Annotated in this window: 22 protein-coding genes and 1 riboswitch; of the genes, 8 read left to right on the forward strand and 14 right to left on the reverse strand. The window is 74.4% G+C overall.

The features are described 5' to 3' along the window. Positions 1 to 19: 19 nt before the first annotated feature. A complete protein-coding gene (gene thrB / locus C7Y72_RS15935) occupies positions 20 to 871 on the reverse strand; it encodes a homoserine kinase (protein ID WP_107570168.1) in 852 nt (283 codons plus the stop codon). A 53-nt stretch (positions 872 to 924) separates the two neighbouring features. On the opposite strand from thrB, the gene C7Y72_RS15940 reads away from it, so the two are divergent. After that, positions 925 to 1206, forward strand: a complete 282-nt coding sequence (locus tag C7Y72_RS15940) for a DUF427 domain-containing protein (RefSeq protein ID WP_107570169.1) — start codon at positions 925 to 927, stop codon at positions 1204 to 1206. A gap of 11 nt (positions 1207 to 1217) precedes the next feature. Here the strand turns inward: C7Y72_RS15940 and thrC are convergent, their stop codons facing one another. The 3 genes from thrC to lysA are packed head-to-tail and all read right to left on the reverse strand — an operon-like array spanning position 1218 to position 4769. Next, positions 1218 to 2282, reverse strand: a complete 1065-nt coding sequence (gene thrC / locus C7Y72_RS15945) for a threonine synthase (protein WP_107570170.1) — start codon at positions 2280 to 2282, stop codon at positions 1218 to 1220. Further along, the gene (locus tag C7Y72_RS15950) at positions 2279 to 3508 is read right to left on the reverse strand and encodes a homoserine dehydrogenase (RefSeq protein ID WP_107570171.1); all 1230 of its coding nucleotides are present in this window, start codon (positions 3506 to 3508) and stop codon (positions 2279 to 2281) included. Before C7Y72_RS15950 ends, thrC begins: the two co-directional genes overlap by 4 nt. Continuing rightward, on the reverse strand, positions 3498 to 4769 hold the full coding sequence (gene lysA / locus C7Y72_RS15955) for a diaminopimelate decarboxylase (protein ID WP_107570172.1): 1272 nt from the start codon (positions 4767 to 4769) through the stop codon (positions 3498 to 3500). The genes C7Y72_RS15950 and lysA overlap by 11 nt, the downstream gene beginning before the upstream one ends. Before the next feature lie 36 nt (positions 4770 to 4805). Here lysA and C7Y72_RS15960 point away from each other — a divergent pair, with 36 nt between their 5' ends. After that, positions 4806 to 5573, forward strand: coding sequence for an alpha/beta hydrolase family protein (locus C7Y72_RS15960; protein ID WP_158276890.1), 768 nt, complete (start codon positions 4806 to 4808; stop codon positions 5571 to 5573). On the opposite strand, the gene C7Y72_RS15965 is transcribed toward C7Y72_RS15960, so the two are convergent. Genes C7Y72_RS15965 through C7Y72_RS15975 form a run of 3 tightly spaced genes read right to left on the reverse strand, consistent with a single transcriptional unit; the run spans position 5558 to position 8230 of the window. Further along, positions 5558 to 6157 carry a hypothetical protein gene (locus tag C7Y72_RS15965; RefSeq protein ID WP_107570174.1) on the reverse strand — a complete coding sequence of 200 codons (600 nt, stop codon included), beginning with the start codon at positions 6155 to 6157 and terminating at the stop codon, positions 5558 to 5560. The genes C7Y72_RS15960 and C7Y72_RS15965 overlap by 16 nt on opposite strands. A gap of 41 nt (positions 6158 to 6198) precedes the next feature. After that, positions 6199 to 6996 (reverse strand): prolipoprotein diacylglyceryl transferase, encoded by a 798-nt coding sequence (locus C7Y72_RS15970; RefSeq protein ID WP_107570175.1) that lies wholly within the window; start codon positions 6994 to 6996, stop codon positions 6199 to 6201. A gap of 34 nt (positions 6997 to 7030) precedes the next feature. Continuing rightward, a complete protein-coding gene (locus C7Y72_RS15975; RefSeq protein WP_107570176.1) occupies positions 7031 to 8230 on the reverse strand; it encodes a murein hydrolase activator EnvC family protein in 1200 nt (399 codons plus the stop codon). Positions 8231 to 8366: 136 nt separating this feature from the next. On the opposite strand from C7Y72_RS15975, the gene htpX reads away from it, so the two are divergent. Continuing rightward, positions 8367 to 9260, forward strand: coding sequence for a zinc metalloprotease HtpX (gene htpX, locus C7Y72_RS15980; protein ID WP_107570177.1), 894 nt, complete (start codon positions 8367 to 8369; stop codon positions 9258 to 9260). Between the two features lies 1 nt (position 9261). Then, positions 9262 to 9831, forward strand: a complete 570-nt coding sequence (gene pspAB, locus C7Y72_RS15985; RefSeq protein ID WP_107570178.1) for a PspA-associated protein PspAB — start codon at positions 9262 to 9264, stop codon at positions 9829 to 9831. Positions 9832 to 9837: 6 nt separating this feature from the next. Here the strand turns inward: pspAB and C7Y72_RS23995 are convergent, their stop codons facing one another. Then, positions 9838 to 10407 (reverse strand): CGNR zinc finger domain-containing protein, encoded by a 570-nt coding sequence (locus tag C7Y72_RS23995; RefSeq protein WP_107570179.1) that lies wholly within the window; start codon positions 10405 to 10407, stop codon positions 9838 to 9840. Positions 10408 to 10612: 205 nt separating this feature from the next. Here C7Y72_RS23995 and C7Y72_RS15995 point away from each other — a divergent pair, with 205 nt between their 5' ends. Further along, a complete protein-coding gene (locus C7Y72_RS15995; RefSeq protein WP_107570180.1) occupies positions 10613 to 11029 on the forward strand; it encodes a cupin domain-containing protein in 417 nt (138 codons plus the stop codon). Positions 11030 to 11058: 29 nt separating this feature from the next. Here C7Y72_RS15995 and pspAA read toward each other — a convergent pair whose 3' ends face one another. From pspAA to C7Y72_RS16010, 3 genes are all read right to left on the reverse strand, one after another. Next, entirely contained in the window at positions 11059 to 11337 is a 279-nt protein-coding gene (gene pspAA / locus C7Y72_RS16000; RefSeq protein WP_107570181.1) for a PspA-associated protein PspAA, read from the reverse strand. Further along, entirely contained in the window at positions 11334 to 12128 is a 795-nt protein-coding gene (locus C7Y72_RS16005) for a PspA/IM30 family protein (protein WP_233243898.1), read from the reverse strand. Before C7Y72_RS16005 ends, pspAA begins: the two co-directional genes overlap by 4 nt. A gap of 89 nt (positions 12129 to 12217) precedes the next feature. Further along, positions 12218 to 12805: an NlpC/P60 family protein gene (locus C7Y72_RS16010; RefSeq protein WP_107570183.1), complete on the reverse strand. Its 588-nt coding sequence runs from the start codon at positions 12803 to 12805 to the stop codon at positions 12218 to 12220. 40 nt (positions 12806 to 12845) lie between these two features. Then, a riboswitch (cyclic di-AMP (ydaO/yuaA leader) is annotated at positions 12846 to 12986 on the reverse strand. 102 nt (positions 12987 to 13088) lie between these two features. Here C7Y72_RS16010 and C7Y72_RS16015 point away from each other — a divergent pair. After that, positions 13089 to 14366 carry a cell wall-binding repeat-containing protein gene (locus C7Y72_RS16015; RefSeq protein ID WP_107570184.1) on the forward strand — a complete coding sequence of 426 codons (1278 nt, stop codon included), beginning with the start codon at positions 13089 to 13091 and terminating at the stop codon, positions 14364 to 14366. Further along, positions 14363 to 14653 carry a hypothetical protein gene (locus tag C7Y72_RS16020; protein ID WP_107570185.1) on the forward strand — a complete coding sequence of 97 codons (291 nt, stop codon included), beginning with the start codon at positions 14363 to 14365 and terminating at the stop codon, positions 14651 to 14653. The genes C7Y72_RS16015 and C7Y72_RS16020 overlap by 4 nt, the downstream gene beginning before the upstream one ends. A 4-nt stretch (positions 14654 to 14657) precedes the next feature. Here C7Y72_RS16020 and C7Y72_RS16025 read toward each other — a convergent pair whose 3' ends face one another. The 3 genes from C7Y72_RS16025 to C7Y72_RS16035 are packed head-to-tail and all read right to left on the reverse strand — an operon-like array spanning position 14658 to position 18995. Further along, on the reverse strand, positions 14658 to 15920 hold the full coding sequence (locus C7Y72_RS16025; RefSeq protein WP_107570186.1) for a glycoside hydrolase family 113: 1263 nt from the start codon (positions 15918 to 15920) through the stop codon (positions 14658 to 14660). Positions 15921 to 15969: 49 nt separating this feature from the next. After that, positions 15970 to 17529, reverse strand: a complete 1560-nt coding sequence (locus tag C7Y72_RS16030) for a GMC family oxidoreductase (RefSeq protein ID WP_107570187.1) — start codon at positions 17527 to 17529, stop codon at positions 15970 to 15972. A gap of 35 nt (positions 17530 to 17564) precedes the next feature. After that, a complete protein-coding gene (locus tag C7Y72_RS16035) occupies positions 17565 to 18995 on the reverse strand; it encodes a glycosyltransferase family 39 protein (protein WP_107570188.1) in 1431 nt (476 codons plus the stop codon). Between the two features lie 70 nt (positions 18996 to 19065). Between C7Y72_RS16035 and C7Y72_RS16040 the strand changes: the two genes are divergently transcribed. Further along, positions 19066 to 20229 (forward strand): glycoside hydrolase family protein, encoded by a 1164-nt coding sequence (locus C7Y72_RS16040; protein ID WP_107570189.1) that lies wholly within the window; start codon positions 19066 to 19068, stop codon positions 20227 to 20229. Positions 20230 to 20234 lie beyond the last annotated feature (5 nt).

Below are 20234 nucleotides of genomic sequence, written 5' to 3' on the forward strand. Positions count from 1 at the left end.
ACACCTCACGGTTGGCGCGTCAAAGCTCGCTGACGCGGGCGCCCTGCACCTCGAACGGCACCCGCAGCACCTCGGCCCAGCCCGCCGTCTCGACGCGCAGCGTCTCGAACAGACGCCCGGTCTGCTCATAGTGGCTCCAGAACAGCACGGTCGGTCCGGCCCCGGAGATCGTCGCCCCGAGCGCGCCCAGCTCACGGGCGCGACCGAGCAGCTCGGCCGAGCGCGGGAACAGCGGGGCGCGGCGGTCCTGGTGCAGCCGGTCGGCCAGCCCCCGGGCGACGAGGTCCCAGTCGCCGCGGGCGAGGCCGAGCGTGAGCAGCGCGCCGTGGGCGACGTTGAAAACGGCCTCCCCCATCGGCACCTCGGCCGGCAGCGCGGCGCGCGCCTCCTTCGTGCGGACCGCCGTCTCGGGGACGACGAGCACCGCCTCGAGCCCGGTCGGCGGGTCGAACCGGGTCGCCTCGTCGTCGGCGCAGATGACGAAGCCGCCCAGCAGCGCGGCGGCGACGTTGTCGGGATGGCCCTCCAGCTCGGTCGCCAGGGCGAGCAGGTCGGCGTCCAGCTCGAACAGATGGTCCGCGGCCATCAGGCCCGCCAGGTACGCGGCGGCGCTCGAGCCCAGGCCGCCGGAGAGCGGGATCTCCGACCGGATCCGGAAGGTGAAGGCGTCCGGCGGGGCGAGCCGCTCGAAGCCGCGCACGACGAGGTTGCGCCGGTCGCGGGCGATCTGCAGGTCCGTCTCGACCGCGAAGCGGCCGGTCTCCAGGACCTCCACCTCGACATGGAGCGCGAGCGCGGCCGCGAAGGTGTCGAACCCCGGACCGAGGTTGGCGCTGCTGGCGGGGACGCGGACGACGCGGCGACGCTGCATGGCGCGCCACGCTACGCGATCCGCCGGGTTCCCGTCCTCCGTACCCTCGATCGATGAAGGCCACCTGGAACGGCGCCGTGATCGCCGAGAGCGACGACACCGTCGTCGTCGAGAACAACCACTACTTCCCGCGGGCCGCGCTCGCGGACGGGCTGTTCACCGAGTCCGACACCACGAGCGTCTGCCCGTGGAAGGGCACGGCGAGCTACCTGAACGTCGTCGTCGACGGGAAGACCAACGCGGACGCCGCCTGGTACTACCCGACGCCGAAGGACGCGGCCAAGGAGATCGAGGGCCGCGTCGCGTTCTGGAAGGGCGTGGAGGTGAGCGCCTGAGCGCCTGAGCGCTACCCCAGGACGGCGGACTCGACCGCCGCGAGCTCGGGCTCGCAGGGCACGACCCCCCCGGCCTGCTCCAGCGCGGTCTGCGGGTCCTTCAGGCCGTGCCCGGTGAGCACGCAGGCGACCCGGCCGGCGTCTCCGGCCCCGTGGACCATCAGGCCCGCGACGGAGGCGGCGCTGGCCGGCTCGCAGAAGACGCCCTCGTTGGCGGCGAGGAAGCGGTACGCGTCGAGGATCTGCTCGTCGGTCACCGCGGCGATGCGCCCGTTGGAGGTCGTCATCGCGGTCATCGCCTCCTCCCAGCGGGCGGGGTTGCCGATGCGGATCGCGCTGGCGACGGTCTCGGGCTTCTCCACCGGTGCGCCGTTGACCAGCGGCGCCGCCCCGGCCGCCTGGAAGCCGAACATCATCGGGCTGTGCCCGGCCTCCTGGAAGCCCTTCCAGTAGGCGGTGATGTTGCCCGCGTTGCCGACCGGGATGCACAGCGCGTCGAGCGAGCCGAGCTCCTCGACGAGCTCGAAGGCCGCGGTCTTCTGCCCCTCGATCCGGTACGGGTTGACCGAGTTGACGAGCGCGATGGGGTGCTCGGCGACGAGCTCGCGCACGAGCTGCAGTGCGACGTCGAAGTTGCCGCGCAGCGCGATCACGCGCGCGCCGTGCATGAGCGCCTGGGCGAGCTTGCCGGTCGCGATCTTCCCCTCGGGCACGATCACGGCGGGCTTGAGGCCCGCGCGCGACGCGTAGGCCGCGGCGCTCGCGGCCGTGTTGCCGGTGGAGGCGCAGATGACGGCCTTCGCGCCCTCCTTCTTGGCCTGCGTGACCGCGCAGCACATGCCACGGTCCTTGAACGAGCCGGTGGGGTTCGCGCCCTCGATCTTCAGGTAGACCTCGGCGCCGACGATCTCGCTGACGCGCTCGGCGAGCACGAGCGGCGTGGAGCCCTCCTGGAGCGTGACGATCGGGTCGTCGGCCTCGAACGGGAGCCGGTCGAGGAAGCGGTGGATGAGGCCGGGGTGGCCGTGGCCGCCGCGCTGGGCGCAGGGCGGACCGGACGGGTACGTGGTGCTCACGCGGCGAACTCCTCGTCGAGGACGCGGATCGCCCGGGGCGTTCCGCGCAGGAAGTCGAGCCGCGAGATGAGGTCCACCGCGGCGAAGAACTTGGACTCGAGCATCGGGTGCACGACCATCACGAGCCGTGCGCCGGAGCCGGTGCCCTGCTGCACGACGCTCTTGATCGACGCGCCCTGCAGGCCGAGCAGCTGCGCGATCTGCGCGAGCACGCCGGGCCGGTCCTCGACCTCGAGGTGCAGGTAGAACGCGGACTCCGCGTCGGCGACGACCGGCAGCTGCTGGGTCGTCTCCGGCGTCGAGGCGGGCGGGATCATCGCGCTGATGACGTCGCCGAGCACCGCGCTGGCGGTCTGCGGCCCACCGGCGCCCGGCCCGGACATCGTGATCTCGGTGATCGCGGGCGACTCGACGGTGACGGCGTTGAACGAGCCGTTGATCGAGGCGAGCGGATGGCCCGCGTACAGGAACGCGGGATGGACGCGCACCGAGATGCCCTCCCCCACGCGCTCGGCGGTCCCGATGAGCTTCAGCGACAGCCCGAGGTCGCGCGCGTAGGCGATGTCCTCCTGCGTGATCTGCTCGATGCCCTCGTAGCGGACGTCGTCGAGGTGCACGGGGGTGTCGAACGCCAGCCGCGCGATGATCGCCATCTTCGCCGCCGCGTCCTTGCCGTTGACGTCGTCGGACGGGTCGGCCTCCGCGTAGCCCAGGCGCTGCGCCTCGGCGAGCGCGTCGGCGTACGAGGCGCCGGTGCTCGCCATCTGCGTGAGGATGAAGTTCGTGGTGCCGTTGACGATGCCGTGCACGCGGTCGACGTGGGCGGCGGCCAGCGACTCCTGCAGCACCCGGATGACCGGCACGACACCGGCGACCGCGGCCTCGAACCGCAGCTGCACCCCGTGCTCGCGCGCGGCGGCCCACAGCTCCTCGCCGTGGTGGGCGAGCAGCTGCTTGTTGGCCGTCACGACGTGCTTGCCCGCCGCCATCGCCGCGAGCACGTAGCCGCGCGCGGGCTCGAGGCCGCCGATCAGCTCGACGACGAGGTCGCTGGCGGCGAGGATCTCCTCGAAGGTCCCGCGCGAGGTCGTGAGCACCCCGGTGATCTCGGGGCGCAGGCCGGTGGTCGCGGCGATCTGGTCGGCGCGCTCGGGCAGCAGCTCGGCGAACGCGGCACCGACGGTGCCGTGGCCGAGCAGGCCGATCTTGAAGGGCTCAGCAGTCACGGGCGTAGAGGTCCTCGTAGGTCTCGCGGCGGACGACGACGGTGGCCTCGCCACGCTCGACGAACACGATCGGCGGGCGCAGCGCGCCGTTGTAGTTGTTGGCCATGGCGTGCCCGTAGGCCCCGGTCACCGGGGTGGCGACGACGTCCCCCACGTGCGGGGTGGGCAGCGCCGCGCCGTCGACGATGACGTCGCTGCTCTCGCAGTGCTTGCCGGTGAGCTTCACGGTGGCCTGCGGCTCGGCGGCGGCGCGGTCGGCGAGGACCGCCTCGTAGCGGGCGCCGTAGAGCATCGGCCGCAGGTTGTCGGACATGCCGCCGTCGACGCCGACCCAGGTGGAGACGTTCTGCTTGATCGTCTCGACGGTGTAGAGCGTCACGCCGGCGTTGGCGACGAGCGCGCGGCCGGGCTCGTCGACGATCCGCCGGCCGGGACCGAGCAGCTCGCGGACCGCGGAGACCTTCGCCTCGACGTAGTCCTCGATCGACGGGGGCCGCTGGTCGGCGGTGTACGCGACGCCGAGGCCGCCGCCGAGGTTGTAGGTGCGGAAGTCGCCGAGGCCGGCGATCGCGCGGACCGCCTCCCGGAACGGCGCGAGCTCGAGCAGCTGCGAGCCGATGTGCAGGTGCAGCCCGTCGAGCTGCAGGTGCGGGCTGGCCTGCGCGCGGGCGATCGCGTCGGCGGCCGCGGCGAGGCCGAGCCCGAACTTCGAGTCGGCCTGGCCGGTCGAGATGCCGGCGTGCGTCTCGCCGCGCACGTCGGGGGTGACGCGCACGAGGACGGTCTGCGGGCCGCGGCCGTCGGCGGCGACGACGCGCTCGAGCCGCTCGAGGTCGTGCAGGGAGTCCAGGACGACGGTGCCGACGCCCGCCTCGCGGGCGAACCGCAGCTCGTCCTCGCTCTTGGCGTTGCCGTGGAGCGTGATCCGCGCGGGCTCGAACCCGCCGCGCAGCGCGAGCGCGAGCTCGCCGCCCCCGGCGACGTCGCAGCCGATGCCCTCGCCGGCGAGCAGCCGGTAGACGGCGGTGCACGGGAACGCCTTGGACGCGAACGTCACCTCGAAGTCGTCGCAGCGCGCGGCGAACGCCTGGACGAACGCGCGCGCCCGCGCCCGGACGTCGTCGACGACGACGACGTAGGCAGGGGTGCCGTGCTCGCGGGCCAGCTCCACGGCGTCGCAGCCACCGAGGATCAGGTGACCGCGCTCGTCGACCGTGGTGCCGAGGGGCCAGACGTGCGAGAGCTGCTGTGCCGCGGCCATGGGCGGCGGATCATGCCAGCCTGCGACGCTTCCCGGATGCCACGCCCCGGGACACGCATCGTGACGGTCGACGAGCCGCAGGAACGCGGGCGGCACCGCGGGCTCGCCTACACGCTGTTCCTGCCCGCGGAGCCGCGGGTCCCGGCGGGCGCGGTGCTCGTGCTCCACGGGGCGGGATCGACGAAGGAGTCCCACCAGGACTTCGCGCGCGCGTGCCGCGAGGTCGGCCTCGCGGCGCTGTGCGTGGACCTGCGCGGGCACGGCGAGAGCGACGGGCCCATGGACGGCCGCGCGGTCGAGGACGTGGTCGCGCTGGCGCAGCACCTCCGCGCCCGTGTGGCCGAGCGGTGTCCGGCCGCGCCCGCCCCGCTGCCGCTGGCGCTGCGCGGGTCGAGCATGGGCGGCTGGTTCGCGCTGACCGCGGCGGCGGGGGCGCGGGCCGACGCGGTGGTCGCGATCTGCCCGGCGTCGTCGGACGGGCTGCGCCGCGGGCTGCAGGAGGGACGGTTCGCCTTCGCCGCCGACGAGGAGCCGCTGCTGCAGCTGCTCGCGGAGCACGACCCGTACGTCGCGGCCGGCGATCTCGGGGAGCGGCTGCTGCTGCTGCATGCCGAGGGCGACGAGACCGTGCCCGTGGAGCACTCCCGGGAGCTGCACGCGCGGGCGCCGGGGAGCCGCCTGATCGCCGTCCCGGGCGGGCACCACCGGTCGATCCAGCACGACGCGGAGCTGCAGGGCGTCGCACTGCGGTTCGTGGCGCGGCGGTTCCGGGCCGTCGCCGACGGCGCTCAGGGCAGCCGCTGAAGCGCCTGGGCGACCGCGTCGGCCGCCCGCTCGACCGTGCGCGCGGCACGGTCGGAGGTCTCGGTCGTCGCGTCGCCGGGCCGGCCGCCGAGCGCGGTGCCGAGCGCGGCGCCGGCCGCGCGGGTCGTGTCGGCGAGGACGCCGCCCGCCTGGACACCGGCGCCACCGAGGACCGGGCCGATCGCGGGGGTCGGCTCCGCCGCCGGGGTCGCGGGCGGGCGCTCCGGGCCGGCCCCCGCGCCGGGCGGTCGGGGGGTCGGCCGCGGTCCGGCGGTCACGGGTGCGGCGGCGGGCGCGGACGGGGCGGCGCTCGCGTCCCGGCGGTCCGGCGTCGCCGCCCGGTCGGACGTCGTCCGGGGCCGCGTGCGGACGGGGGCGCGGTCGGGCACGCTCGGGGTCGGGCCGGCCGCCGCGGTCGTCGCCGTCGGGGTCGTGGGCCCGGGGGCCAGCGGCAGCGCCGCGCGGTCGCGCTCGCCGTCGGCCGCGGGCCAGGAGTCGAACGCGACCATGGCGGTCCCGAACAGGCCGACGGCGGCGACGGCGGCGATCAGGGCGACCGTCGACCCGGCTCCGGCCACGAGCACCCGCCCGCGCCACCACCGTGGTGACCGCCGCCCGCCGGTCATCAGGTCGTCGCCGGCCTCGGTCGGGCTCCGGCGGCCGCCCCGCCGCCCGCGGCGCGCAGGCCGCCGCCGCGCAGCAGCACGACGATCCAGACGAGCCCCGCGACCATCATCACGAAGCTCTCGACCTGCGCGGTCGTCAGGCCCAGCAGCACGCTGTCGTTGCGCCGGATGAACTCGACGAGGAACCGCTCGAGACCGCCGACGAGGAGGTAGAGCGCGAAGATCACGCCGGGCCGCACACGATCGCGCAGCGTCCACAGGGCCCAGGCCAGCAGGCCCATCGTGACGGTCTCGTAGATCGGCGTCGGGTGCACGTCGTCGGTCGTCGGCACGGTGCCGTCCGGGTAGGGCATCCCCCAGGGCAGGTCGGTCGGCTGCCCGTAGTCCCCGTCCCCGGAGATCTGGCAGCCGATCCGGCCGATGGCGTAGCCGAGCGCGAGCGCCGGGGCGCAGAGGTCGAGCAGCGACAGGTTCAGGACGCCGCGCCGCCACGCCCACGCGCAGACGAACAGCGCGCCGCCGATCGCGCCGCCGTACCAGACGAGGCCGGAGCCGCCGAAGAGCGCGTCGACGAGGTCGTCGGAGGCCTCGTCCCAGTTCTGGAACACCCATGCCAGCCGCGACCCGATCAGGCCGCCCGCGAGCGCCACGAAGATCAGCTCGTAGGCCCAGTCGACCGGCTGACCCGTCTCCTTGAGGCGGCGGGACAGGACGGCGCCGGCCGCCAGGAACCCGAGGGCGAACATCAGCCCGAAGGTCTTCAGCGGGAGGCCGAGGAGATCGATCTCGGGCTGCATCGGCCCCGAAGACTACGCGGACCGGCGGCGAGGGCTAGAGGTAGCCCATCGGGTTGACCGGGGACCCGTTGATCCGGACCTCGAAGTGGAGGTGCGGGCCGGTCGAGTTGCCGGTGTTGCCGACGAGGCCGATGACCTGCCCGCGCCGCACGTTGGCGCCGACCGAGGTCTTGAACGCGGACTGGTGCGCGTAGCACGTCGACATCGACGCGGTGTGCTGCACGCAGGTGTAGTTGCCGTAGCCGCCGGTCGGGCCCATGAGCACGACCTTGCCGCTGTCGGCGGCGTAGATCGGGGTGCCGACGGGGGCGGCGATGTCGATGCCGGCGTGCAGGCGGCCCCAGCGCATGCCGAACGGGCTGGTGAAGGTGCCGTTGGTCGGCATCGACAGCGGGCCGCCGCTGCCCTTGAAGCCGCCCGCGGGGGGCGTCGTGGCGGCCGGGCCGCGCAGCGCGCGCTCGATCTTCGCCTGCTCCTTCTCGAGGCCCTCGAGGTGCCCCTCGAGGTCCTTGCGCTCGACGCGGACCTTGGTCAGCGCGGCCTGCTTGCCGGCGCGGGTGCGCTCCTTGCCGACGCGCGTGTCGATGATCGCCTGCTTGATCTGGGCGATCTCGTCGCGGCGCTGCTGGATGCGGCTGGTGACCTTCGCCTGCCGGCCCTCGAGCCGGTCCAGGCGCGCGGCGGTGCTGGTGGCGTCCTTCTTGGCGTTCTTGACGAGCGTGACGATCGTGCGGTCCTGCTCGTGGATGCGCTCGAGGAAGTCGCCGCGCTCGACGAGGTCGGCGAAGCCGTCGGCGTTCAGCACGACGGTGACGAGGTCGGGCGTGTCGGCCTTGTAGAGCTCGGCGAGCCGGTTGGAGAGCACGACGCGCGCCTCGGCCAGGCGCGCCTTGAGGCGCACGAGGCGGCGGCGCTCGGAACGCAGGTCGGCCTGGATGCGGGTGAGCGCGGCGCGCTGGGTGTCGAGGTCGCTCTGGACGACCGCCTGCCGGCGGTTGTAGCGGTCGATGCGGTCCTGCAGGCTCTCGATCCGCTGCGTGTACTGCGTGATGTCGCGCGAGAGGACCCGCTCGGTGCCCTTGCGCTTGCCGATCTTGCCGCGGGTGACCTCGATCTTCTTCTGGATCGCCTGGGCGCTGCGCGCGGTCGGCTCCTCGCCGCTGGAGAGCACGGGCAGGGCCGCCCACAGCAGGAGCGGCAGGAGGACGGAGACGAGCAGCAGGCGCAGACGCACGGCGGTTCACGCTAGCAACGGTCCGGCGGAGCCCGAGCCACTGCAAGCAGTCCTGCGCAGCGGCCTGCGGGCGCGTCGGTGCGCCCGCGTCGGTCCCCTTTACCGATCGTGAAGCCGGGCCTGTCACCATCCACCCATGAGACCGACCTCCTTCGGCAAGGACACGGGCCTGCAGGCCCGGATGCTCCTGACGATGTTCCTGCTGGGCGCCGTCTACGTGGTGTTCATGGGCGTCCTCTTCGCCGCCGGTGCGTCCGGCGTCATCATCGCCGTCGTCGCCGGCGGCCTGGTGTTCCTGCAGCTGTTCGCCTCCGAGGCGATCGGCCTGCGCGCGATGGGTGCGCGCGAGGTCTCGCCGCAGGAGGCGCCGGAGCTGCACGCGATGATCGAGCGGCTCTGCCTGCAGGCGGACCTGCCCAAGCCGAAGGTCGCCGTGGCGTACACGGACATGCCCAACGCGTTCGCGATGGGCCGCTCCAAGAAGCACGCGACCGTCTGCGCGACCACCGGCATCATGGACCTCCTGACGCCGGCCGAGCTCGAGGGCGTCATGGCGCACGAGCTCGCGCACATCGCCAACCGCGACGTGATGATCATGACCCTGGCGAGCTTCTTCGCCTCGGTCGCCTCGATGATCCTGCAGTTCGGCTTCATGTTCGGCGGCGGGCACAGCGACGACGACGACGGCCCGGGCTTCCTCGCGGTCATCATGGTGTCGCTGGCCGTGTACGTGATCTCGTTCTTCCTCATGCAGGCCCTCTCGCGCTACCGCGAGTTCGCGGCCGACCGCGGCGCCGCGGTGCTGACCGGCCGCCCGAGCGCGCTGGCGTCGGCGCTGATGAAGATCAGCGGCGGCATGGACCGGATCCCGCAGAAGGACCTGCGGGCGAGCAGCGAGATGGCCGCGTTCTACATCTTCCCTCCGGGGACGAAGTCGGCGATCGGCAGCCTGTTCTCCACGCACCCGCCGATGGACAAGCGGATCGACGCGCTGATGCGCCTCGAGGGGCAGCTCCAGGGCACCCGCTGACATGGGCTTCTTCGACGCCCTGCTCGGCAAGCGGAAGGTCGCGCCGCCGGCCGCCAAGGACCGGCTGTTCGCGATGTCCACCGCGCACATCGCGATGGACGTCGACGGCCTGCGGGCGCGCGGCCGGGCGGGAATCGTCTTCCAGTCCCTGGGAACCGCGGACTTCTCGCGGGTCGTCCAGGAGATGGAGGAGGTCCTGCACGGGACCGGCGAGGAGACCGGCACGACCGTCTCCTCGCAGGACGACTCGTTCGGCTACCGCTGGATGATCCTCGAGGACCCCGACGTCGAGGACCTCGTCGTCGGCGTGCACGCGGTCAACGATGCGCTGGCGATCGCCGGCTACGGCGACCGCACGCTGGCCGCGGTGTTCGCCTACGAGGACGGCAGCCAGCCCCTGTACTGGATCTACAACATCAAGCGGGGCTCCTGGTACCCGTTCGTGCCGGCGGGCGGCGAGCAGGCCCGGTCCAACGAGCGCGAGCTGCAGCTGAAGGCCCGCTACGGCGGCGACCTGCCGATCGAGCCGGAGCTCGAGCGCTGGTTCCCCCTGTGGGGCGTGCCGCTCTAGGAGCGCTCAGCGGTCGCGGTAGGCGCGGACCTTCGCGCGGTTGCCGCAGACCTCCATCGAGCACCAGCGGCGCGAGCGGTTGCGCGAGACGTCGTAGAAGGCCCAGCCGCAGTCGTCGGCCGGGCAGATCTTCAGCCGGGTCCAGGTGCCGTCCGCCTGCGCGGCGGCGACGATGGCCAGCAGCCGCCCGAACGCGCCGCGCACGCCCGGGACACCGCAGGCGACGACCGACCGGCCCTCCGGGGCGAAGCGCACGCCCAGGTCGGCGTCCGCCGCGGTGGCGTTGAGGACGCGGACCGCGGACGGGTCGGGCGTGCCGCCGTCGTGGTTGCAGGCGAGCAGCGCCCGCAGCGCGTCGCGCAGGGCGCGGGCCGCCTGCACGTCGGCCGCCGTGGGGACGGCCTCGGCGGCCAGGCCCACGGTGCCCCGCAGCGCCTCGACGAGCCCGTCGGGATCGGTCAGCCCGTCGGTGCCCGCGTCGAGGTCGAGCGTGTTGACGAACACGCGCACGGGCTCCAGCGCCGCCGGGGCGCAGAAGCCGTCGTGATGGCCGCCATCAGGAAATGTCACCGCCATGGGCAATTGACAGGTTACACCTCGCCACCTAGGTTGGTCACCACTGTCATCGCAAGACCGGTTACGACCTACCGGTCGGTCGGGAGGCCACCATGCTCCACCCCTCGTCGCTCACCCACGACCTCGCCGCGGCGCGGCGCGCCGACGTCGCCCGGCGCGCCCGGCGCGTACGCCTCGTCCGCCCGCGGCCCGACCGCCGCACCCCGTGAGCGCCGCGATGCGCGTCCTGCACCTCGACGAGACGCCGCCCGTCGACACGCCGTGGGACGGCGTGCCCGCCTGGACGCCCGTCCGGCGCCTCCTCGACGTCGGCGCGTTCGGCGTCAACGTCCAGACCGCGGCCGCCGTCGGCGACCCGCTGATCGAACCGCACGATGAGACCGCGAGCGGCCACGAGGAGCTGTACGTCGTGCTGCGCGGCAGCGCGACGGTGACGGCCGGGGACCGGACGGTCGACGTCCGGGCCGGCAGCCTCGTCTTCCTGCCCGATCCGACCGTGCATCGGTCGGCGACCGCGACGGCGCCGGACACGGCCGTCCTGGCCGTCGGCGCCGCCCGCGGGACCGCGTACGCCCCACCCGCCTGGGAGGAGCGCTGGGCGCGCGAGCTCGGCCTCCCCTGAGCGGGAGGCCCACCCGCGCGCCCGCGCGATCAGTCCGGGATCAGGCCGTCACCGGTGAACTCGGCGGCGGCCTCGGTGAGCGTGAGGTCCGCGGGCGGCACGATCACGTCCGAGGACTCGATCTCGTCGTCGCCGACCGCGACCCCGTTGGTGCGGATGAACTGGAGCAGCTCCTCGAAGGACTCGTGGAAGCGGTCCTCGTCGTCGGCCTCCACGGCCGCGACGACCGCGTTGTCGAGCTCGTTGAGCGGGCCCTGGTGCTCGTCGGGGATGCGGTACTGCCCCTCGTTGGAGACGCGGACGATCACGGCTTCTCCTCCTGCGCGGGCTCGGCCGCCGGCACGTCACCGGTCGGGGTCGCGGCACCGCCGGCGCCGGCCTCGAGCTGACCGGGAGCGGCGCCCCCGCCGACCCCGAGCTCGGCCCGCATCTTCGCGAGCTCGTCGTCCACCATGCTGCCGCTCGTCAGCTCGGCGAGCTGACGGTCGATGTCATCGGTCCCACCCTCCCCCAGCTGGGTGAGGTCCTCGAAGGTGCCGGCCGCCTCGAGCTCGGCGACCGCGTCCGCGCGTGCCTTCATGTTCTCGGTCTTGTCGACGGCGCGCTGCATCGCGAGCCCGACGTCGGCCATCTCCTCGCCGACCCCGGTCGCAGCCTCGGAGATCCGGACCTGGGCCTCCGCGGCGGAGTACTGGGCCTTGATGACCTCCTTCTTCGTCCGGAAGGCCTCGATCTTCGCGCGGAGCTTCTTCTCCGAGTCGATCAGCTTCTGCTGCTGGGCCTCGAGCTCGGCGACCTGCTGGTCGAGCGACTGCAGCTCGGTCTGCGCGAGCTGCTTGCGCTCCAGCGCGGTGCGGGCGAGCTCCTCGTTGCCGGCGGAGAGCGCCTGACGGGCCTGCGTGTCGAGCTTCACGACGGACTGCTCGAGCTTCTGCGACTGCATCTGCAGGCGCTTCTTCGAGGTGACGACGTCGGCGATGCCCTTCTTGACGTTCTGGAGGGCCTCCAGCTGCTTCTGGTAGCTGTAGTCCAGCGTCTCGGCGGGGTCCTCCGCCTTGTCCAGCATCTTCGAGATCTTCGCCTTGATGACGGTGGACATGCGTCCGGTCATTCCGGCCATACGGTCTCCTCGGGCTCAGGTGGAACGTGCCCCCTGAGCGTACTGGACGCGCCCGGTGTGCCGGGCGCCTACAGGCCGACCGGCCGGCGCGCCTTGAAGCCCCGGTTGGACTTCCGCAGCGGGCGCCAGCGCGGGCCCTTCAGACCGCCGCGGTCGTCCGCGGCGCTGGTGTCGAGGCGGATGCCCGCGACCGTCATGTACGCGTGGTCGGACGCCGTGTAGACCGTGACCCACTTGCCGCGGCCCGCCTTGCCCCAGGTGAAGAACGAGCGCGAGTCGCGCGGGCGCCGCAGCAGGTCGGCGCCGGCGAGCGCGAAGGAGACCGTGCCGGAGCAGTCGTAGGCGGTGTCCTCGAAGTCGCCGTGGCCGCCGCCGAACCGGTACGGCAGGCCGACGATCTCGTTCGCGGCCCAGATGATCCGCTTGACCGCATCGGGCGCGTTCTCGGGTGCGGCCGCGATGCCGTCCTCGTCGATCACCGCGACGTCCCCCGGGACGGTCGGGAAGCTCGTCGGGTCGACCGTGCCGAACTCCGCGCCACCGGCCTTCGCCGACTCGTCGGACTGGACCGCCGGGACCTGCTCCTCCTGCGCGGCCTTGCCCTTCTTCGCGGCGGACGCCCCGGACGGGACGACGAGCGCGAGGCCGGCGAGCACGGCTATGAGAAGGAACGCCCGGAGTCGGAGCACAGACGGACTGCTTTCTTTCGACGGCCTCCGGGGTTAGCTGACGGGCTCGCGCAGAAAGAACCAGCGCGTCCGATCACGATCGGATTCGCCCCAACGACGTGGGTCCCCCGTCCCTGGTGTTCCGTCCAGGGTTCGGCAATTCGCGGCAGCGTAGCGAACTGCACGACGGATTGCAGCCTTTCGTGCTGCCAGCGTCCGTGCAGCGCCGACAGGCGCGTGCCACGGGCGTCGTGGATATGGTCGCGCCAGCATGCTCCGTCCCGCCCTGCCCGCCGCCCTCCTCGTCCTCGCGCTCGCCGCCGCCGGTTGCGGCAAGGGCGACGGTCCTGCCACGGGATCGACGACCGCGGCCCCCGCCGTCGGCGCGAAGAGCGACGAGAAGGACGCGGCCACCGACCTCGGCTTCCCGACGTTCGCGACGAAGAACACGACGCGGGTCGGCGGCGGGGACGCCCCGACGATCGCCGCCGCGGTCGCCCGGGCCGTGTACCCCGGCGGCGAGCGCGGCCAGCGGCCCGCCGCCGTCGCGCTCGCGCCCGCGAAGGACTGGCGCGTCGCGCTCGCCTCCGCCTCGCTGATGGCCCCCCCGGTGCGCGCCCCGCTGCTGCTCTCCGACGGCGACGGGCCCGACGTGACGGTCGAGGCGCTGCAGGCGCTCGCCCCCACGGGCTCGGCGCAGGCCGGCGGCGCGCAGGTCGTCCGGGTCGGCGACGTGTTCCGTCCGGCCCGCCTGAAGACCACCGACGTCGGCGGCCGCAACCCCGCCGCGATCGCGCGGGCGCTCGACGCGTTCGGGCGGGCGGTGCGCGGGTCGGACACCGGCCGCGTGCTCGTCGTCAGCAGCGACGCGCCCGAGTACGCGATGCCGGCCGCCGCCTGGGCCGCGAAGTCCGGCGACCCGATCCTGTTCGTCACGCGCACGGCGGTTCCCGCGGAGACGCTCGCCGCGCTGAAGACCCACAGCAAGCCGAAGATCTACGTGCTCGGGCCCTCCAAGGTCATCGGACCGGCGGTGACCAAGGCGCTGCGCGCGACCGGCACGGTGACGCGGATCGGCGATCAGGACCCGGTCACCAACGCGATCGCCTTCGCGCGCTATCGCGACGGCGAGTTCGGCTGGGGCATCACCGATCCCGGCCACGGACTCGTGTTCGCGGGCACCCGGCGCCCCGCCGACGCCGGTGCCGCCGCCGCGCTCTCGGCCAGCGGCACCTACGGCCCGTTGCTGCTGCTGGCGCGCGGCGACGCGCTGCCCAAGCCGCTCGAGCAGTTCCTGCTCGACATCCAGCCCGGCTACGACCGGGACCCCGTGCGCGGGGTCTACAATCACGGCTGGATCGTGGGCGACGACCAGGCCGTCGAGACCGGGGTCCAGGCGACCGTCGACGGTCTCCTGGAGATCGCGCCGGTGAACGCCGCCGCACCGGAGCCCACGGCCACCACGACGCAGCCGACGGCGACCACCAAGGCGCCGCCGACCCGCACCACTCCCACCACCACCACGACGACCCCCCGGAGCGCCCCGTGAGCGAAGCAGAGTCCCCCGAGCGCAGCGACCGTCGCGGCTCCGTCCCGGACGTCACGATCGACGACGTGCGCGAGCTCATGGGGGCCTCCACCCCGCACTTCGCGCTGCAGATCCGCAACCGGATCGCCAAGCTCGTCCGCGACCTGCCGGCCGAGCACCCCGCCCGCATCCTCGGCGAGCAGGAGATCGCCCGGCTGACCAAGCTCGGCTTCTCCGGCGAGACGCGCGGCACGCAGCGCGAGGAGGGCATCGCCCCGCTCGCCTCCGTGTCCGAGGACCTGCGCTGAGGCGCTAGCGGCGCAGGCTGCTGCGCCGGCAGCGCGGCGTGAAGACGCCCGCGTGGCGCAGGCAGATCTCGACCTCCGCCGCCTTGCCCTGGACCGAGAACGAGCCGTCCTTCACGCCCCCGCGGCCGGAGGCCGGCCACTCGTTCCAGCTGATCCCGCGGAACCAGCCGCCGTCGTACGCGATCGGCGTCCAGACGTCGAACGCCGCCCGCACCGGGCGGGCCTGCGCGGACTCGCGCACGACGCCCCCGGCCTGCTGCTGGTCGAAGTCCGACTTCTCCGGGAACGCCGCCGTGCCGGTGCGGGACAGGTACCCGAGGCTCAGGCCGACCGGCTTGTCGTACTCGGCCTGGATGTTGCGCACGAGCTGCGCGGGCCCGGCGGGCAGGCCCGTCGTCGACGACGCCCACGCGGCGGTGAGCGCGCCGATCGTCGGGTCGGGCGGCTCGGCGAGCAGCGGGAACTCGGCGGAGATCGACACGAGGTCGAGGGCGTCCCAGAAGAACAGGTGCTGCTCGGGGTCCTTGGCGTCCTCGACGATCGAGTCCCACGCCGCCGTGTAGGTCAGCTCCCCCCGGTAGCCGCGCCCGTCGCCCATCAGCGCCCCGGAGCGCAGCTCGGCGATGATCGCCCGCCACTCGGCCCGGTCGTCCTCGCTGTCGGTCATGCCCGACAGCCCCGTGCCGATCACCAGGCCCTCGGCGCCCGTGTCGCGCGCGATCCGCGCGTAGGTGCTGAGGAACCGCTTGTAGCTGTCGAACCACGCGCGCTTCTCCCCCGGTCCCTTCTGCACGAGGTCGCGCTCGGTCGCGGTGCGCGCGTTGCGGCCGACCTCCAGCTGCGGGCGCAGCACCACGCGCAGCCCGAGCGACCGGGCGCGGCGGACCGCCGCGGCGACCGCCGCGTCGCTGGGCGTCTTGCAGCGCGTGAAGCTGCTGCCGATCCGCCGGCAGGTGCGGGCGTCCCCGGGCGAGCGATGGATCTCGGTCGCGTTGAGGTGGTCGCTGCGGTTGCGGTCGGAGAAGTACTGGAACCACGGGATCACGAACGTGACCTCGCGCGCGCGGGCGCTCGACCGGGCGCGCCCCAGCCAGGTGCGAAAGCGCGGCCCGGAGAGGTCCTGCCACCAGAACGCGGTGACGTTCAGCCCCTCCCGCCAGGTCGGCGGGAGCGGCGTGATCGACCGCGCGGCGCCCGCCGGGGCGGGCACGGCGAGCGCGAGGACGAGCAGGAGCGGCGGCAGCAGGCGGGGACGGACCGGGCGCATCGCGGCGACCGTACCCGCCCGGACGGGCGGGTACGCCGGTCCGTCGCGCTCAGACCGCGACCGCGACGCGCCCGCGGATCAGGTCCGCCGCGCGCTCGGCGACCGCCTGCACGGTGCCGTGCGTGTGGCCGCGGGGCAACGACGGGAACACGGACGCGTCGACGACCCGCAGGCCGTCGACGCCCTGCACGCGCAGCTCGGTGTCGACGACGCCCTGACCGCCGCCCCCGATCCGGCAGGTGCCGACCGGGTGGTAGAGCGTGTGGGCGATCGTGCGGATGCCGGCCGCCAGCTCCTCGTCGGTCTGCAGGTGCGCGCCAGGCAGCCGCTCGCTGCCGCGGTGCTCGGCGAAGGCCGGTCGGTCGAGGATCGCGCGGGCGCGGCGCAGGCCGGCGACCATGACGGCCATGTCGTGCCCGTCCGGGTCGCCGAAGTAGTTCGGGTCCACGACGGGCGCGACGCGGGGGTCGCGGGAGGCGAGGCGGACGCGGCCGCGGCTCTCCGGGCGCAGCAGGACGACGCCGACGCTGACCCCGTGCTCCTCCGCGTCGACGAGGCCCTCCCCCTCGAACAGGACGGGCGCGAAGATCAGCTCGTAGTCCGGGGCGGGCAGGGACGGGTCGCTGCGCACGAACGCCGCGATCTCGCCGACGTTCGAGGTCAGCATCCCGGTCCGGCGGGTGAGGAACTTCACGAGCTCGGCGGGCTTCTCGGCCGCGAACAGCGACGTCGGGGTCGACGTCCGGGCGGTCGTCAGCGCGACGAGGTGGTCCTGGAGGTGCTCGCCGACGTGCGGGCTGTCGAGGACGACGTCGATGCCGTGCTCGGCGAGGTGGTCGGCGGGCCCGACGCCGGAGCGCAGCAGGATCTGCGGCGTGTTCAGGGCCCCGGCGCAGAGGACGACCTCGCGGGCCGCGTGGACGGTCTGCGGCGCGCCGGTCGCGTCGAGGTAGGTCACGCCGGTCGCCCGGCGGTCGCCGTCGAAGAGGACCCGGTCGACGAGCACGTCGGCGCGGATCTCGAGGTTGGGGCGCCCCTTGGCCGGCGTGAGGTACGCGTCGGCGGCGGTGCGGCGCATGCCGCGGCTCTGCGCCAGCGGCGTCACCGCGACGCCGTCGGGCTCGTCCCCGGTGAGCGGCTTGGACAGCGGCAGGCCGTCCTGCTGCGCGGCCTCCAGGAACGCCGCGGAGAGCGGGTTCAGCGAGCGCGGCGCGCGCGGCTGCTGGGCGCGGTTGTGCCGCTCGCGGTAGGGCGCGAGCTCTCGCGGGCCCCAGCCCTCGGCGCCCTCCTGGACCCAGTCCTCCTGGTCCTGGTGGTGGCCCGGGATCTGCATCATCGCGTTCATCGCCGAGCAGCCGCCGAGCATCTTTCCGCGCGGCGTGAACACGCGGCGGCCGTCGAGGCCGGGCTGCGGCTCGGTCTCGTAGTTCCAGTCGCGGTCGGTCTTGAAGAGCTTCGGGAAGGCGGCCGGGATCCGGACCTCCTTGCTCGGCTTGGGCGGCCCCGCCTCGAGCAGCAGCACCCGGGTGCCCGGGTCCTCGCTCAGCCTCGCCGCGACCACGCAGCCGGCGGATCCACCGCCGACGACCACCACATCGAACTCGCTCATGCCTCCCAGCGTACGACACTCGACAACGTGTCAAGTCAGGGGCGCTGCAGCAGCACGACGGCCCCCGGACCGAGGGCTCCGAGGGCGCCCGGGTCCACCGCCGCGCCCGCCGGGTCGGCGGGCGCGTACGCGGCCGCCGACCACGTGCTCGCGCGGCGCACCGTCGGCGGGGCGAAGCCGGGGACCTGCCCGGGCGGGGCGGGCGCGTCGGTCCGGCCGCCCGCCGAGGTGCCCGCCACGCCGAGCACGACGAGGCCGTCGACGACCTCCGGCCGGCGCAGCAGCCGGGCCCCGGGGAGGTAGTGCTCGACCGCGACGCGCCCGCTGCCCGGCAGCACGACGATCGCGCGACCGCGCCCCGTCGCCTCGTGACCGAACGCCGCGGTCGCGTCGCGCCAGTTCTCCCGCTGCGACCCGTCGTCGACCTGGACGGCGATCGCGGTCGCCGCCCCGACCGTCGCCAGCGCCACCGCCACCACCGTCCCCGCCCGCGGCGGCAGGCCCGCGGTCCCGACCGCCAGCAGGACGAGCAGCGGCACCGCGACGGCGAGCAGGTTGCGGGTCACGAGGTAGTCGTCCCCGGCCACGACGAGGAGCAGCGGGACCAGCACCGAGGCGGCCGCGACCGCCGCGAGGGCGCGGACCGGCCCCCCGGCTCGGCGCAGACCCGCGAGCGCCGCGAGCGCGAGCAGGCCCGCGAGGACCGCGGCGACCACCTCCCCCGGCGCGTCGTAGCCGACGAGGAGCTGCTTGGGCACCTGCGCCAGCCGGGTGCCCAGCGGCTCCTCGCCGATGAACGACGCCCGGCCGGCGGAGCGCTGGTCGAGCGCCAGCGGCAGCAGGGCCAGCCCGAGCACCGCGGGCGGGGCGAGCGCCATCGCCAGCAGCCGGCGGTCGGCGCGCAGCGCGACCGCCAGCCACACGACCTCCCCGGCGACGAGGAACAGCGCGAAGAAGTGCGTGGCGAGCGCCGCGCCCGCGCAGGCGCCCCACGCGAGCAGCCGCCCGCGCGACGGGAGCTCCAGCACGCGCAGCAGCAGCAGCACCGAGGCCCCCGCCATCAGCACGAGCAGGGCGTAGGCGCGCGCCTCCTGCGAGAACCAGACCAGCAGCGGGCTGGTCGCGACGAGCGCCGCGGCGGCCAGCGCCGCGCGTGCCCCGCCGAGCCGCGCGCCGATCGCCGCGGCGACCGGGACCGTCGCCAGCCCGAAGACCGCCGAGAGCGCGCGCAGCGCGGCCTCCGAGTCCCCCAGCGGCTGCGTCCAGACCCAGGCGAGCAGGTAGTAGAGCGGCGGCGTGGACTCCTGGTCGCGCACCGCGCCCAGCAGCTCGCCGAGCGGGTGGCGCAGCACGTCGACCGTGGCCGCCTCGTCGGCCCAGTAGGACTGCGCGCCGAGCGTCGGGAACCGCAGCGCCGCGGCCAGCAGCAGCAGGCCGAGCAGCGTGGTGCGGGTCCGGCGGTCCACGTCCGCAACCTACGCCACCCGCCGGGTCGGGCGGCGCGCCGCGGGCCCGGCCGGGGCTATGCTCGCAGCAGTGCCCCGGGTCCTCCGTCTCGTCGCGGCCTGCGCCCTGACGGTCGCGGCCGTCCTCCCCTCCAGCGCCGCCGCGAAGGTGCCCCAGGGCTTCTTCGGCGTGATGGTCGACGGCCCCGCCACCGAGACGCCGGGGATCCTCGAGCGCGAGGCGCCGCGGATCCGCGCCGCGGGCGCGCAGACCGTCCGGTTCGCGATCGACTGGGCGTCCGCGCAGCCGTACGCGACCGCCGCCGAGGTCCCGGAGGCCGAGCGGGCGCGCTTCACCGACGTCGACGGCGTCCCGACCGACCTCTCCCGCAGCGACCGGATCGTGCGGCTGCTCGCCGCGCAGGGCCTGCGCCCGCTCCCCGTGATCCTGCACGCCCCGGACTGGGCGGCGAAGTTCCCGGGGTCGCTGCTCACCGACCCGCGGCGCTACGCGTCCCCGCCGAGCGGCCCGGAGCCCTACGCGCGGTTCGTGGCGGCGCTGGCGCGCCGCTACGGCCCGACCGGATCGCTGTGGAGCACCGTGCCGCCGCAGCGACGCCGGCCGATCCGGACCTGGCAGGTCTGGAACGAGATGAACCTCAACGTGTTCTGGAACGAGCCCGACTTCCAGGAGGGATACGTGCCGCTGCTGCGGGCGACCCGCGCCGCGGTGCGGGCGGTCGACCCGCGCGCGCTGATCGCGACCGGCGGGCTGACGAACGGCTCGGTGCCCGCCTGGACGGCGCTGCGCAGGATCTACGAGGCCGGCGGGCGAGGCAGCTTCGACGTCGTCGCGATCCACCCGTACACCCGCAGCGCCGCCGGCGTGCTCGCGACCGTGCGCGCGACCCGGCGCGTCACCGCGGCGCGCGGGCAGCGCACGATCCCGATCGTGCTCACCGAGGTCGCGTTCTCCTCCTCGGGCGGGGACTCCCCCGACGCGCGACGGTTCGCCACCTGGGACACCACCGAGCGCGGCCAGGCGGACCGCCTGCGCAGCACGTTCCGGCTGCTCGCCCGCCAGCGCCGCGCGCTCGGGATCGGCGGGGTGTCCTGGTACACCTGGCTCTCGCCGCAGGCCCGCCGGGCGAACTGGTCCTCCTACGCGGGCCTCAGCCGCCTGTCCGGGGACCGCATCGTCCGCAAGCCTGCGCTGTTGACGTATCGGACCACCGTGCGCGAGCTGTCGCGCTGACCTCC

This window comes from Paraconexibacter algicola, assembly GCF_003044185.1.
GTDB lineage: Bacteria > Actinomycetota > Thermoleophilia > Solirubrobacterales > Solirubrobacteraceae > Paraconexibacter > Paraconexibacter algicola.

Excerpts from the sequence above, each read along its gene's own strand:
- thrB (WP_107570168.1), bottom strand. The coding sequence starts at position 871 with ATGCAGCGTCGCCGCGTCGTCCGCGTCCCCGCCAGCAGCGCCAACCTC.
- C7Y72_RS15940 (WP_107570169.1), top strand. The coding sequence starts at position 925 with ATGAAGGCCACCTGGAACGGCGCCGTGATCGCCGAGAGCGACGACACC.
- lysA (WP_107570172.1), bottom strand. The coding sequence starts at position 4,769 with ATGGCCGCGGCACAGCAGCTCTCGCACGTCTGGCCCCTCGGCACCACG.
- C7Y72_RS15960 (WP_158276890.1), top strand. The coding sequence starts at position 4,806 with ATGCCACGCCCCGGGACACGCATCGTGACGGTCGACGAGCCGCAGGAA.
- C7Y72_RS15970 (WP_107570175.1), bottom strand. The coding sequence starts at position 6,996 with ATGCAGCCCGAGATCGATCTCCTCGGCCTCCCGCTGAAGACCTTCGGG.
- htpX (WP_107570177.1), top strand. The coding sequence starts at position 8,367 with ATGAGACCGACCTCCTTCGGCAAGGACACGGGCCTGCAGGCCCGGATG.
- pspAB (WP_107570178.1), top strand. The coding sequence starts at position 9,262 with ATGGGCTTCTTCGACGCCCTGCTCGGCAAGCGGAAGGTCGCGCCGCCG.
- C7Y72_RS23995 (WP_107570179.1), bottom strand. The coding sequence starts at position 10,407 with ATGGCGGTGACATTTCCTGATGGCGGCCATCACGACGGCTTCTGCGCC.
- C7Y72_RS16005 (WP_233243898.1), bottom strand. The coding sequence starts at position 12,128 with ATGTCCACCGTCATCAAGGCGAAGATCTCGAAGATGCTGGACAAGGCG.
- C7Y72_RS16015 (WP_107570184.1), top strand. The coding sequence starts at position 13,089 with ATGCTCCGTCCCGCCCTGCCCGCCGCCCTCCTCGTCCTCGCGCTCGCC.
- C7Y72_RS16025 (WP_107570186.1), bottom strand. The coding sequence starts at position 15,920 with ATGCGCCCGGTCCGTCCCCGCCTGCTGCCGCCGCTCCTGCTCGTCCTC.
- C7Y72_RS16030 (WP_107570187.1), bottom strand. The coding sequence starts at position 17,529 with ATGAGCGAGTTCGATGTGGTGGTCGTCGGCGGTGGATCCGCCGGCTGC.